Annotated in this window: 16 protein-coding genes; 2 read left to right on the forward strand and 14 right to left on the reverse strand. The window is 67.6% G+C overall.

Going from position 1 to position 11,482, the window contains the following annotated elements; all coding sequences use genetic code 11:
* The 3 genes from ACT4N8_RS10035 to ACT4N8_RS10045 all read right to left on the reverse strand — a co-directional run.
* The coding region (locus tag ACT4N8_RS10035) for a dihydrolipoamide acetyltransferase family protein (protein WP_444857990.1) at positions 1-1,307 on the reverse strand (1,307 nt) is incomplete at its 3' end.
* 6 nt (positions 1,308-1,313) lie between these two features.
* Positions 1,314-2,318, reverse strand: a complete 1,005-nt coding sequence (locus tag ACT4N8_RS10040; RefSeq protein ID WP_444858004.1) for an alpha-ketoacid dehydrogenase subunit beta — start codon at positions 2,316-2,318, stop codon at positions 1,314-1,316.
* A 5-nt stretch (positions 2,319-2,323) separates the two neighbouring features.
* Positions 2,324-3,592, reverse strand: a complete 1,269-nt coding sequence (locus ACT4N8_RS10045; protein WP_444857991.1) for a 3-methyl-2-oxobutanoate dehydrogenase (2-methylpropanoyl-transferring) subunit alpha — start codon at positions 3,590-3,592, stop codon at positions 2,324-2,326.
* A gap of 78 nt (positions 3,593-3,670) precedes the next feature.
* On the opposite strand from ACT4N8_RS10045, the gene ACT4N8_RS10050 reads away from it, so the two are divergent.
* Both ACT4N8_RS10050 and ACT4N8_RS10055 read left to right on the forward strand, forming a co-directional pair.
* The gene (locus ACT4N8_RS10050) at positions 3,671-4,159 is read left to right on the forward strand and encodes a SixA phosphatase family protein (RefSeq protein ID WP_444857992.1); all 489 of its coding nucleotides are present in this window, start codon (positions 3,671-3,673) and stop codon (positions 4,157-4,159) included.
* Positions 4,156-4,686 carry a GNAT family N-acetyltransferase gene (locus ACT4N8_RS10055; RefSeq protein WP_444857993.1) on the forward strand — a complete coding sequence of 177 codons (531 nt, stop codon included), beginning with the start codon at positions 4,156-4,158 and terminating at the stop codon, positions 4,684-4,686. The genes ACT4N8_RS10050 and ACT4N8_RS10055 overlap by 4 nt, the downstream gene beginning before the upstream one ends.
* On the opposite strand, the gene ACT4N8_RS10060 is transcribed toward ACT4N8_RS10055, so the two are convergent.
* From ACT4N8_RS10060 to ACT4N8_RS10110, 11 genes are all read right to left on the reverse strand, one after another.
* Entirely contained in the window at positions 4,683-4,916 is a 234-nt protein-coding gene (locus ACT4N8_RS10060) for a hypothetical protein (protein WP_444857994.1), read from the reverse strand. The two genes, ACT4N8_RS10055 and ACT4N8_RS10060, sit on opposite strands and share 4 nt — an antisense overlap.
* A gap of 34 nt (positions 4,917-4,950) precedes the next feature.
* Positions 4,951-5,307 (reverse strand): PspC domain-containing protein, encoded by a 357-nt coding sequence (locus ACT4N8_RS10065; protein ID WP_444857995.1) that lies wholly within the window; start codon positions 5,305-5,307, stop codon positions 4,951-4,953.
* The gene (locus ACT4N8_RS10070; RefSeq protein ID WP_444857996.1) at positions 5,304-5,648 is read right to left on the reverse strand and encodes a hypothetical protein; all 345 of its coding nucleotides are present in this window, start codon (positions 5,646-5,648) and stop codon (positions 5,304-5,306) included. Before ACT4N8_RS10070 ends, ACT4N8_RS10065 begins: the two co-directional genes overlap by 4 nt.
* Positions 5,645-6,310: a PspA/IM30 family protein gene (locus ACT4N8_RS10075; protein ID WP_444857997.1), complete on the reverse strand. Its 666-nt coding sequence runs from the start codon at positions 6,308-6,310 to the stop codon at positions 5,645-5,647. Before ACT4N8_RS10075 ends, ACT4N8_RS10070 begins: the two co-directional genes overlap by 4 nt.
* A gap of 80 nt (positions 6,311-6,390) precedes the next feature.
* Positions 6,391-6,516, reverse strand: coding sequence for a hypothetical protein (locus tag ACT4N8_RS10080; protein WP_444857998.1), 126 nt, complete (start codon positions 6,514-6,516; stop codon positions 6,391-6,393).
* A 145-nt stretch (positions 6,517-6,661) separates the two neighbouring features.
* Positions 6,662-6,922: a hypothetical protein gene (locus ACT4N8_RS10085; RefSeq protein ID WP_444857999.1), complete on the reverse strand. Its 261-nt coding sequence runs from the start codon at positions 6,920-6,922 to the stop codon at positions 6,662-6,664.
* Positions 6,923-7,027: 105 nt separating this feature from the next.
* Positions 7,028-7,999 (reverse strand): endonuclease/exonuclease/phosphatase family protein, encoded by a 972-nt coding sequence (locus ACT4N8_RS10090; protein WP_444858000.1) that lies wholly within the window; start codon positions 7,997-7,999, stop codon positions 7,028-7,030.
* Between the two features lie 113 nt (positions 8,000-8,112).
* Positions 8,113-8,448, reverse strand: coding sequence for a hypothetical protein (locus ACT4N8_RS10095; protein ID WP_444858001.1), 336 nt, complete (start codon positions 8,446-8,448; stop codon positions 8,113-8,115).
* A complete protein-coding gene (locus tag ACT4N8_RS10100) occupies positions 8,445-9,446 on the reverse strand; it encodes a DUF2891 domain-containing protein (RefSeq protein ID WP_444858002.1) in 1,002 nt (333 codons plus the stop codon). The genes ACT4N8_RS10095 and ACT4N8_RS10100 overlap by 4 nt, the downstream gene beginning before the upstream one ends.
* Positions 9,447-9,644: 198 nt before the next feature.
* Positions 9,645-10,610, reverse strand: coding sequence for a DUF979 domain-containing protein (locus ACT4N8_RS10105; protein WP_444858005.1), 966 nt, complete (start codon positions 10,608-10,610; stop codon positions 9,645-9,647).
* A 14-nt stretch (positions 10,611-10,624) separates the two neighbouring features.
* The gene (locus ACT4N8_RS10110; RefSeq protein ID WP_444858003.1) at positions 10,625-11,299 is read right to left on the reverse strand and encodes a DUF969 domain-containing protein; all 675 of its coding nucleotides are present in this window, start codon (positions 11,297-11,299) and stop codon (positions 10,625-10,627) included.
* Positions 11,300-11,482 lie beyond the last annotated feature (183 nt).

The following is an 11,482-nucleotide window of genomic DNA, read 5'->3' on the forward strand; positions in this document are numbered from 1 at the left end:
TTCAGCGGATTTTCCAGCAGCTTCTTCAAATCCTGCATGAACAAGGCCGCGTCCCAGCCGTCGACGACGCGGTGGTCGCAGGAGAGCGAGAGGTTCATCAGCCTGCGCACCTCGAGCTCGCCGTCGACCACGACCGGCGTCTCCCTGACCTTGTTGACCGCGACGATCGCGACCTCGGGCCGGTTGATCACCGGGGTCGAGACGATTCCGCCCATCGGCCCGAGGCTGGAGATGGTGAAGGTCGAGCCTGAGAGCTCCTCGCGCGTCGCCTTGCCGGTCCGCGCCGCCTCGGCGAGGCGGGCAATCTCGCCCGCTAGGTTCCACAGGTCTCGCCCCTCGGCATTGCGGATCACCGCGACCATCAGCCCGTTCGGCGTCTGCGTCGCCATGCCCATATGGACCGCGCCGGATCGCGTGATCACCTGCGCCTCGTCGTCATAGGTCGCGTTGATCTGCGGATAATCGGCGAGCGTCCGCGCGAAGGCGGCGATCAGGAAGGGCAGCATGGTGAGCTTGGGATTGTCGCCGCGGTCGGCATTCATCATCGCGCGGGTCTGCTCGAGCGCGGTGACGTCATATTCCTCGACCAGGGTGAAGTGCGGGATGCGGCGCTTCGCCTCCTGCATGTTCTCGCTGATCTTGCGGCGGAGACCGACCACCTTGACCGGCTCGTCCGCCCGGCGCGGACGCGGCCCCGCTGCCGCACCACCGCCATTGTAGAGCAGCCAGGCGTCTAGATCGGCGTGGCGCACCCGGTCGCCCGCATATTTGACCTGCGAGAGATCGATGCCGAGGTCGCGTGCCCGCTGCCGCACCGCCGGCGAGGCCTGAACGGACCTGGCCGGCTCCTCCGCTTTGGATGGAGCCTCGGCGCGCCATTCGCCTTCCCTGCGGTCCCGCTCGCCCCGATCCTCCTCGCGGCGGTCCTCGCCCGAGCGGCGTTCCGGCGTGCCGCGGCGCTCCTCGGGCGCCACATCGGTCGTCGGCACGACCTCTTCCAGCGCCTCGGGCACCTCCGCCATGCCGTCCGCGACGGGCGCCTCGGACTCCTCCGCCGGGACTTCGCCCTCGGTCTCGATCACGACCAGCACCGAGCCGATCGGGATCATGTCGCCGACCTCGCCCGCGACCTCGAGCACCTTGCCCGCGACCGGGCTTTCCATCTCGACCGTCGCCTTGTCGGTCATCATGTCGGCGAGCTGCTGGTCCTCGCCGACGGAATCGCCGACCTTGACATGCCAGGCGACGATCTCGGCCTCGGCGATGCCTTCGCCGATGTCGGGCAGCTTGAATTCGTAGCGGGCCATGAGGCGTCAGTCCTCCAATGCCGTCTTGAGCGCCGGGCCGAGGCGGGCCGGGCCCGGAAAATAGGTCCATTCCATCGAGTGGGGATAGGGTGTGTCGTAGCCGGTGACGCGCTGCACCGGCGCTTCCAGATGGTAAAAACAGCGTTCCTGCACCAGCGAGGCCAGCTCGGCGCCGAAGCCCGCCGTCCGCGTCGCCTCGTGCAGCACGATGCAGCGCCCGGTCTTCTTCACCGAAGCCTCGATCGTCTCGATGTCGACGGGGACGATGGTACGCAGGTCGATCACCTCGGCGTCGATCCCGTCCGCCTTGGCAGTCGCGATCGCGACATGGACCATCGTGCCGTAGGCGAGGATCGTCACCGCCTCGCCCGCGCGCGCCACCGCCGCCTTGCCGAGCGGCACGGTGTAATAGTCCTCGGGCACCTCGGCGGCCGGATGCTTGGCCCAGGGGGTCACCGGCCGCTCGTAAAAGCCGTCGAACGGACCGTTATAGATGCGCTTGGGCTCGAAGAAGACGACCGGGTCCGGATCCTCGATCGCCGCGATCAGCAGGCCCTTGGCGTCATAGGGGTTGGACGGGATCACCGTCTTGATCCCCGGCATGTGCGCGAAGAAGGCCTCGGGCGACTGGCTGTGCGTCTGCCCGCCGAAGATGCCGCCGCCATAAGGCGAGCGGATCACCATCGGCACCGACCATTCGCCGGCGGTGCGGTAGCGAATGCGGCCGGCCTCGGAGAAAATCTGGTCGAAGCCGGGGAAGATGTAGTCGGCGAACTGGATCTCGGCGACCGGCTTCAGCCCGTAGAGCCCCATCCCGATCGCCGCCGCGACGATGCCGCCCTCGGCGATCGGGGCGTCGAAGACTCGGGTCTTGCCATATTTCTTCTGAAGCCCCGCGGTGACGCGGAAGACGCCGCCGAAATAGCCGACATCCTCGCCCAGCACGACGATGTCCTCGTCTCGCGCCATCATCACGTCGTGGGCGCTGTTCAGCGCCTCGATCATGTTCATGACGCTCATTTGCCGCGCTTCCGCTCGGCCTTGGCGGCGTCGCGCTGCTCGGCGAGGTGCCACGGCATTTCGGCGAAGACGTCCGCGAACATCGAATCGACGTCCTCATAATGGCCGTTGCCGAGCGTGCCCTGCTTCTCCGATTCCTTCTGCGCGGCGCGCACCTCGGCGCCCAATTGCTCCTCCAGCGCCGCGTGCCGGTCCTCGTCCCACTCGCCGAGACCGATCAGGTGCACCTTCAGCCGCGCGATCGGATCGCCGAGCGGCCAGGCGGCGCCGGCATCCTTCGGACGGTAGGCGGTGGGATCGTCCGAGGTCGAATGGCCCTCGGCGCGATAGGTGAAGAGCTCGATCAGCGTCGGCCCCAGGTTCGAGCGCGCCCGGTCCGCCGCCCAGCGCGTCGCGGCATAGACGGCGAGCGTATCGTTGCCGTCCACCCTGAGTCCCGCAATGCCATAGCCCACGGCGCGGGCCGCGAAGGTGGTGAGCTCGCCGCCGGCGATGCCGCAGAAGCTCGAGATCGCCCACTGATTGTTGACGACGTTGAGGATAACCGGCGCCCTATAAACCCCGGCGAAGGTGACGGCATTGTGGAAGTCGCCCTCGGCGGTGGCGCCGTCGCCGATCCAGCCGGCGGCGATCCGGCTGTCGCCCTTGATCGCGCTCGCCATCGCCCAGCCGACCGCCTGGGGATATTGCGTGGCGAGGTTGCCGGAGATTGAGAAGAAGCCCTTCTCCTTGTCCGAATACATGATCGGGAGCTGGCGGCCTTTGAGCTTATCGCCCTTGTTCGAATAGATCTGGTTCATCATCTCGACGAGCGGATAATCGCGCGCGACGAGCAGGCCCTGCTGGCGATAGGTGGGGAAGCACATGTCCTCGCGATCGAGCGCGTGCGCGGCCGCGACCGCCACCGCCTCCTCGCCGAGCGACTTCATGTAGAAGCTGGTCTTGCCCTGGCGCTGGGCGCGGAACATGCGCTCGTCGAAGACGCGCACCAACAGCATGTCGCGAAGCATCCGCCGCAGCGTGTCCGGGTCGAGCCGCGGGTCCCACGGGCCGACCGCCTTGGCGTCGTCGTCGAGCACGCGCACCAGCGTGTAGCAGAGCGGATGGGTCTCGGCGGGTGCGACATTGATGTCGGGCCGGGGCGCGCTGCCCGCGGCGGGGATCGCGATGCCGCTGAAATCGACGGCGTCGCCGGGCCGGGCCTCCGGCTCGGGAACGTGAAGCGAGAGTGCCGGCCGATTGCGGCGCTCGGACTTGCTGGTCATCCTCAGCCCTGTATTGCTTGGCGTGGCTTGCCGTTAGTAGATTTTTCGCGCGCGCGCACCCCCAGGGAGGACCGATTCATGCGGCTGTCAGGTTTACTTGTCTTCGCTCTCGCCACGTTGACCGCCTGTGCGACGACGCCGGAGCCGGCGGCGCCGAGCTTCTATGTGGTGCGGCACCTCAACACGCCCTCCGGCGAGCGCGATCCGGACCTGCTTCCCGAAGGACAGCGCGCGGCGCAGGCGCTCGCGAACTGGTTCCGTCCCGGCCAGGCACCGCGCGCCATCTATGTCAGCGACTATCGCCGCACCCGCCAGACCGCGGCCCCCCTCGCCGCCCGGCTCGGGCTGACCCCGCTCGTCTACGATCCCGCCGACACGCCCGCCCTCGTCGCCCGGGTCCGCGCCGGCCCCGTGCCCGCCTTGATCGTCGGCCACAGCAACACCGTGCCCGACATCGTCGAGCAGCTCGGCGGCACCCGGCCCGGCCCGCTAGTCCATGAGGATTTCGGCGATATCTGGCTGATCGCCGCGAACGGCGCCACGCAACGGCTGCGGATCGAGCCTTGAGCGAAATCAGGACGGAGCGCCTGACGCTCCGGCGAGCGCGGCTCGAGGACCTGGCTGAAATCCACGCCGTGCTCTCAAATGCGGAAGCGACCCGCTTCTGGTGGACCCCGGCTTATACCGACCTCGAGGAAACCCGGCTCTGGCTCCAGGCGACGATCGATGCCCCGGCGGATGAAAGCGACGACTATTTGATCGAATATCAGGGCCGGGTGATCGGCAAGGCCGGCTGCCGGCGGCTTCCGGTGATCGGCTTCATCCTTCATCCGGATTTCTGGGGGCGTGGCTTGGCGCGGGAGGCGCTGGAGGCGGTGATCGAGCGGATCTTCGCCACGTCTTCCGTCGAGGCGCTCACCGCCGATGTCGATCCCCGCAACGCCGCCTCGCTGGGCCTGCTGAGGCGCCTCGGCTTCGTCGAGACCGGCCGGGCGCAGGGAACTTCCGAGGTCGGCGGCGAGCTCTGCGACAGCGTCTACCTCGCTCTCGCCCGGCCGGGGGCCGTTGCCGGCAACGACGCCCCCTCGGCCTAGAGGTCGATGACCGCGGCGATCGACTCGAGCTTGCGGACGCGCTCGCGCAGATCCGCCATCTCGATCATATCGCCGGCGGGGCTGCGCGCCTCGCGGCGGCCGGCGCCGGTCAGCTCGAGCCGTTTCACCTCGAGCCAGCCCTGCCAGCCCTTGAGCCCAGCGAAGACCGCGATGCTGATCGCAACCAGGCCGAAGCTCGCCATGGTGATCATCGTCATCGATTCGCTCATCACTTCCTCCCAAAAAGAGGGACTGTCCCTATTTTCAACGAAGGTCCTCGATCTCCCGCGCCAGCCGGCTGTTCGAGCTGGTCACGTAGGTCTCGACCGCCTGCATCCTGAGATCCAGATTGCGCATCCGCTCGCGCGATTCCTCGCGGGTGCGGCCGCGGCCGGCGCTGATCCGGGCATAGTCCGGCGCGCTCCGCCGCTGGCGGTTGCCGATATAGCCGAGGATCAGATAGGCCGCGCAGGCGACGACGAAGCTGCCGAGGATCGCGAACAGGCCGAAGCCGATCCGGATGATGGTCGCGTCGACCCCGGTGTGGGCGGCGATCCCCGAGCAGACGCCCAAGAGCTTGCCATTGTCCTTGTCGACCGCGAAACGTCCGCGCATTCTCATTTCGTCCTCCCTGCTTCCCGGTCCCCGACCGGCTCGATGATCTCTTCATGCTCGCGGCCAAGCCGCGGCGTCTGTTGCTCGTCGATGGCGCGCTCCACCACGCTGAGCCGCTCCTCCATCCGGTCGACCATCCGCCACAATTGCTCGACCTCGTAGGGGTCGTTCTCCAGCGGCCTGATCTCGCCGCGTTTCTCGGCCTTGCGGCGCCGGCGCACGTGGCGGGGCGGGCGGACCAGAAGATAGACGATCAGGCTGACCACCAGGATCGAGACGATCGTGCCGATGATCGAGGCGACCGCGACGATGTCGCCGACATTGTCCGGGTTGATCGAGAAGGTCATGCCGCGATCCTCCGCGCCTTCATCGCCTCGAGCTCGGCGTCGACCCGCTCGGCGACCTTGAGCTCCGCGATCTCCTCCTCGAGCGACTTGGGCGGCGCGGCGAGGAGCAGGGCGTCGGCATGGCCTTCGGCGAGGTCCGCCTGCTGCTCGAGCAGGGCGAACTGGGAGAAGGCTTCCTCGACCTTCTCGCCGGCATACATTTCGCGCAGGCGGGCGCGGTTCTGGGCGCCCTCGATCCGGGTCATGATCGCGTTCTGGCGGGTCCGCGCCTCGCGCAGCTTGGCCTGCAGCTTGGCGATGTCCGCCTCGAAGCCGCGCAGCGCCGCGTCGATCTGGGCGATCTCGCCGCCGATCTCGTCGGTCAGGTCGGCGAGCTTCTCCTTCTCCATCAGCGCGCCGCGGGCGAGGTCGTCGCGGCCCTTGGAGAGCGCCAGCTCGGCGCGCTCGGTCCATTTCGCCTGGAGCTCGGCGAGCTCGGCGAGCTGGCGGCGCCGTTCCTTCTGGTCCGCGATCAGCCGCGCCGCCGAGGCGCGCACCTCGACCAGGGTCTCCTCCATTTCGAGGATGACGACGCGGATCGTCTTCGCCGGATCGTCCGACCGCTCGATGAGGTCGATCACGTTGGCGGCGATGATGTCGCGGGTGCGGGAAAAGATGCTCATGGCGTCATGTCACTCTTTGCTGGGCCGAAATTGGCGGCCGGGGCGCCTCAGGGGGTAGGGGCGCCCCGGCCGACCGCGGGTCAGGCGACGGCCTGAACCGAAACGGGGGCCTGGACCGCGGCCGGGCCGACGGCGGCGCCGACGAAGGCGCTGGAAACCAGGATGGCGGCGACCGCGGTGACGATCATGTTGGTGAGGTTGGTCATTTGTCTGCTCCTTTGAAACCTTGGTGAACCGTTGCCCACAAGGATAACAAGAGCCGTGCCAACTCGATTTTTCGGCGGATTTCCGCCGTTTTTCTGGATCAGGGCGGCGGCTAGCGCTGTCCCGGCCCCGCCGCGGGTTGGGAAATCACGCCAATTCTTGGCGGGCCTCGATGAAGTCGGCCTTGCGCCGCCGCGCGCCGCTGTCCGGGCGGGTCAATTCCATGATCTTGGCGCCGCCCAGGAAGACCGCGCCGGTGCAGGCGAGGAAGAGCAGCCAGCCGCCCCAGCCCGGATATTGCTCGAGATAATCCACCCCGCGACCGACCGCGCCCAGCGCGAGCGCGTAGATGACGAACATCGCTTCCCAGCGGGTGCGGATGACGAGCAGGCGCTTGATCAATCTCATGCCCGCGCAAGCAGCAAGAAGCGGGCCAGCGACGGAAATCCGCGGCCCCCGAGGGTTAACCGGTAAGCATTTGTAAACCATGCCGACAGCGGCGCATGGGTAAAGCTATCGCTCGAATTCCACCCAGAGCGGCAGATGGTCGGACATCCGGAAGGAAAGCTGCTGCATGGACAGCCCGGCCATGACGTGGCCGCGGAAGTCGAAATGGCCGCCTCGCTTGTACTTGAGGGTCAGGTAGGGTTTGTTCCTGACGGTCCGGAACCAGGCGATCTGATCGTAGAAACTGTCGAGATCGGGCCGGTTCGGCTTCGAGAAAATGGTGCGCGGCAGGCCTTCATGGTCCTCGGCCGGCGCGAGCCCGGTCGAAGTGAAGGCCTGAAATTGGGGATCGTTCGCCCGGTCGATGTTGAAGTCGCCGAGGCAGATCAAATTGTGGCCGAAATCGTCCTCCTGCTCCGCCCAGTTGCGCAGCCATTTGGCGATCGCGGTCAGCTCCTGGTGCCGGTCCTCGCCCTTGTCGCCATAGATGACATGAAGGGTCACCAGCACGAACGTCTCGCCGCCGGCGAGAAAGCTCACCGCATAAGGGGTTCGCACGAACTGACGCTGGAAAGCGTTCGCCGGCGTGGCGAAGGGCGTGTTGAGATTTTCCGGGATGACCAGCTCGCAGGCGAGGCCCGAAAGCTTCACCCGCGTCGCATCGAACAGGTAAGCCAGCCGCTCGCCATTGCCGGGATCGCCGTAGGTGATGTCGGTCATCGCGAACGCCCAGTTGGGCCCGAGCTTCTTCAAGATGTCGCGCAGCGCCCGCAGGTCCGACTTCACTTCCTGGATGGCGATGACGTCGAAGCGCGACAGAATTTCGGCGATGCAAAGCGCGGCATGAAGATCGCGCTTGGGCGAATCATTCGGCCCGCTATGCCATTTTCGCGTTAGGCTGCCGAACGCGCGCAGGTTCCAGGTCGCGACCAGGAGATTGTTGGCGACTCGGGCGGGCAGAGCCGCGTCAAGCGCCAGCGAGAGGGTCGCAAGTTCCGCCGCGACGTCGGGCGGTGGCGGGTCAGTAATAACCGGCATCTTTTCGGATCGAATCCTCTGCCCGATCCGCAGGATCGCACAAACGGGCGCCGCCGACGAGCCCTTGTTTCTTGCGTCTTTAATTCGACCTAAGTGAAAGTGACGAGCCGGCGCTAACGCAGCTCGATCTTGAGCCCGCCGTCCGCGCCGCCTTCGTCGGCATAGCCGACGTCGAGCGCGAAGCCGCCGCCGGGGGCCAGGGTGACGGTGCAGCTGCGCCACTCCCGCCCGTCCTCGGCCGCCATCCGCGCGCGGATCTCGGCCAGCGGCGGGCGAATCTCGGCGCTGCCGCCCTCGTTGAGGCCGAGCGTCACCTCGCCACCCTCCGCGGGCGCGCAGACGATGCGATACGAGCCCTGATCGGGCACCGCCTCGAGCCGCGCCTCCTTGAAGCCCTTCGGGCATTGCGCCGCGATCGCGCGGCCGAGGGCGAGGTAGAGATCGTTCATGCGGCTTGTCCTTCCAGAGCGAGCAAGGCGAAGGTCGCGAGCCAATGCTCGCCGGCATAATCGCCGGCGACGTGCGGCAGGCTGGCGTCGAGATGGGTGTCGGCGGTCCCCCGCGCCAGCGCCGCCAGCTCCGGCTCCACCGCGTCCGCGAGGCCCCGCCAGCACCAGGCGCGGGCGAGATTGACCCCGTCGAGATGCGCGATCTTGCCGTCCGAGCGGTCGGAGACGAAGGCGGGCTTGAACAAAGCCGCCGGCTCGCCCGCCGCCAGATCGGGCAGGAAGGCCGCGAACCAGTCGCGGAACGCCGCCTCGTCGAGCACGCGCCGCATCAGCAAGGCTTCGGTCAGCGCCGGCGAGATGAACTCGTCACCGCCCGGCTCCCAGCCCGCGCAGCTGCGATCTCCCGCATAATAATGATGCGCCCGCGCCGCGATCAGCGCGGCCAGCTCGGCGTCGTTCGCCGCCGCCCAGTCGCGCGCCAGCACGAGGGCGAAGGAGGTGTTGTAATGCGCCCCGACCCGGATCGGGTAGGTGAGCTTGGGCAAATAGAGCTTGAACCGCTCGGCGAAGGCCCCGGCGAGCGGGGCGAGGTTCGCCGCCCATTGGTCCTCCGCGTGGCACTGTGCCTCGGCGTGGAGCGCGAGCAGCCAGGCCCAGCCATAAGGCCGCTCGAAGCCGCCCGTATAGGCGCGGTCGAGATAGGCGAGCTCGCCCGCCACCTTCTCCGGCGCCAGCATCTCGTCGAGCAGCGCCTTGACGCGCGGCGCCACGGGCAGGCCCGGAAACAGCCGCCGCGTCCGCAGCAGCAGCCAATAGCCGTGGACGCAGCTGTGCCAATCGAAGCTGCCGAAGAAGATCGGATGGAGCGCCCTCGGCCCCAGCACGTCCTCCGGCCCGTCTATGACATGGTCGAGCTTGTGCGGATATTCCTTGGTGACGTGCCCCAGCGCGATCTCGGCGAAGCGATTGGCGATCTCGGGGGTGAGGTGGTGCTTCATACGCCCGCCCTAACCGATCCTCCCCGGGACGGGGAGGGGGACCATGCGAAGCATGGTGGAGGGGGTTCCGAGCCTAGCTCCCCGCCCCCTCCACCACGCCGCTTCGCGTCGCGATGGGCAGGTTCGGATCGCCCCGCGATCCGAATCCCTGTCCGGGGGACAGGGCGACCTGCCCATCCCTCTCCGTCCCGGGGAGGATCAGAACGCCAAAAAGTAGATCAGCAGGATATTCACCGCGAGCAGCGGCAGCGCCGTCCCGATCTGCGCCTTGATCACCCCGTTCTTGTCTTTGAGCTCGAGCAAGGCCGCCGGAACCAGATTGAAGTTCGCTGCCATCGGCGTCATCAGCGTCCCGCAGAAGCCGGCGAGCATACCGATCGCGCCGATCACCGCCGCGTCGCCGCCATAGCCCTGGATCAGCAGCGGCACGCCGATCGCCGCCGCCATCACCGGGAAGGCGGCGAAGGCATTGCCCATGATCATCGTGAACAGCGCCATGCCGATCGCGAAGACGAGCACGGTCAGGAAGATGCTGCCCTCCGGGATCAGCGCCCGGGTGGTGTCCCCGATGATCGTGCCGACCCCGGCGGCGGCGAAGACCACGCCCAATGCGGCGAGCATTTGCGGCAGCACCGCGGCCCAGCCGATCGCGTCGATCAGCCGCCGCCCCTCCTCCAGCGGTGCCAGCGCGGGCGGCTTGAGCCAGGCGAAGATCACGGCGATGGCGAGCAGCACGCCGATCCCGAGCAGGATATAGGTCTCCCGCCGCGCCTCGAAGAGCCCGCTCTCGCCGAGCGCCGTGTAATTGTAGGCGAGCGTGCCGAACAAGGCGGTCGCCGGAATGATCAGGGCCGGGAGGAAGAGCTTGTTGCCCCTGATCTCGGCGAAGGCCTCGCGCTCCAGGTCGCTGGTCGTCTTCGGATTCGACCTGCCGATGAAGCCGAAGCCGGCGAGGCCGACCAGTCCGAGCACGATCAGCCCGTTGATGAAATCGCCATTTGGAAGCAGGGCGATCCGGCTTCCCCCAAGCAAGCTCGCCGCCATCAGTCCCCAGAAAGCGGCGTTGCCGAAGCGCTTCTTCGCCTTGCGGTCGGCGAGGCTCAGCAAGGCGAAGGCGGCGAACATCGCCCCCGCGAGCATGTAGAGCCATTCCAGCGTAATCAGCGGCGCGTCGGGGCTCATGGCGCGGGCCCCCGCAACCGCCGGTCGAGCATCAGCAGCCGCGCGCCGTGGATGATGAAGGCGGCGATCGCCGTCGGGATCGCCCAGACCGCGAGCTCGAGCGGCGCGAGCTGGATGCCGTAGGTCGCCAGCGTCTGCTGGATCAGCACGATCGAGCCGATCGCGAAGAAAATGTCCTCGCCGAAGAACAGACCGACATTGTCGGTCGCGGCCGCATAGGCCTTCACCGTCTCGCCCGTCTCCTCGTCGAGCGTGCCGTGCTGCTTCTCGCCCGCCGCCAGCGCCATCGGCGCGACCAAAGGCCGCACCGTCTGCGGGTGGCCGGCGGTCGAATGGAGGCCGATCGCCGCGGTCACCTGCCGGTAGAGCAGATAGAGGATGAGCAGCCGCCCGACCGTGGCGTTGCGGAAGCCCTGGATCACCGCCTTGGCGCGCTGCTGCAGCCCGTAGCGCTCGAGCAGCCCGATCACCGGCAGCACGATCCAGACGATCGCGATGATCCGGTTGTCGTTGAACGCCTTGCCGAACAAGGCGATGACCGCGACCAGGTCCATCCCGCCGAGCAGCCCCGTCGCGATCGCCGAGACGGTGACGACAAGCATCGGATTGAGCTTCAGCGCGAAGCCGAAGACGACGATCAATATGCCGGCTAGGGGGAGATATTCGGTCATCAAAATCCTCCCCTGCATTTGCAGGGGAGGGGGACCGCGCGCAGCGCGGTGGAGGGGCCGATGCAGGCTCTCCAATAGGCCTCGACCCCTCCACCACCGCCGTACGGCGGCGGTCCCCCGCCCCCGTCCGGGGAGGAAATGCAGGAGCGAGTACCACCCCCACGCCCGCCTCCAGATCGTCGT

It is taken from the genome of Sphingosinicella sp. (assembly GCF_052387495.1).
Taxonomy (GTDB): Bacteria; Pseudomonadota; Alphaproteobacteria; order Sphingomonadales; family Sphingomonadaceae; genus Allosphingosinicella.

What these genes read in the sequence shown, in the direction of transcription:
- ACT4N8_RS10065 (WP_444857995.1), bottom strand. Translation starts at nt 5,307, where the DNA reads ATGAGAATGCGCGGACGTTTCGCGGTCGACAAGGACAATGGCAAGCTC.
- ACT4N8_RS10085 (WP_444857999.1), bottom strand. Translation starts at nt 6,922, where the DNA reads ATGAGATTGATCAAGCGCCTGCTCGTCATCCGCACCCGCTGGGAAGCG.
- ACT4N8_RS10100 (WP_444858002.1), bottom strand. Translation starts at nt 9,446, where the DNA reads ATGAAGCACCACCTCACCCCCGAGATCGCCAATCGCTTCGCCGAGATC.
- ACT4N8_RS10040 (WP_444858004.1), bottom strand. Translation starts at nt 2,318, where the DNA reads ATGAACATGATCGAGGCGCTGAACAGCGCCCACGACGTGATGATGGCG.
- ACT4N8_RS10075 (WP_444857997.1), bottom strand. Translation starts at nt 6,310, where the DNA reads ATGAGCATCTTTTCCCGCACCCGCGACATCATCGCCGCCAACGTGATC.
- ACT4N8_RS10110 (WP_444858003.1), bottom strand. Translation starts at nt 11,299, where the DNA reads ATGACCGAATATCTCCCCCTAGCCGGCATATTGATCGTCGTCTTCGGC.
- ACT4N8_RS10060 (WP_444857994.1), bottom strand. Translation starts at nt 4,916, where the DNA reads ATGAGCGAATCGATGACGATGATCACCATGGCGAGCTTCGGCCTGGTT.
- ACT4N8_RS10090 (WP_444858000.1), bottom strand. Translation starts at nt 7,999, where the DNA reads ATGCCGGTTATTACTGACCCGCCACCGCCCGACGTCGCGGCGGAACTT.
- ACT4N8_RS10095 (WP_444858001.1), bottom strand. Translation starts at nt 8,448, where the DNA reads ATGAACGATCTCTACCTCGCCCTCGGCCGCGCGATCGCGGCGCAATGC.
- ACT4N8_RS10070 (WP_444857996.1), bottom strand. Translation starts at nt 5,648, where the DNA reads ATGACCTTCTCGATCAACCCGGACAATGTCGGCGACATCGTCGCGGTC.
- ACT4N8_RS10080 (WP_444857998.1), bottom strand. Translation starts at nt 6,516, where the DNA reads ATGACCAACCTCACCAACATGATCGTCACCGCGGTCGCCGCCATCCTG.
- ACT4N8_RS10045 (WP_444857991.1), bottom strand. Translation starts at nt 3,592, where the DNA reads ATGACCAGCAAGTCCGAGCGCCGCAATCGGCCGGCACTCTCGCTTCAC.
- ACT4N8_RS10050 (WP_444857992.1), top strand. Translation starts at nt 3,671, where the DNA reads ATGCGGCTGTCAGGTTTACTTGTCTTCGCTCTCGCCACGTTGACCGCC.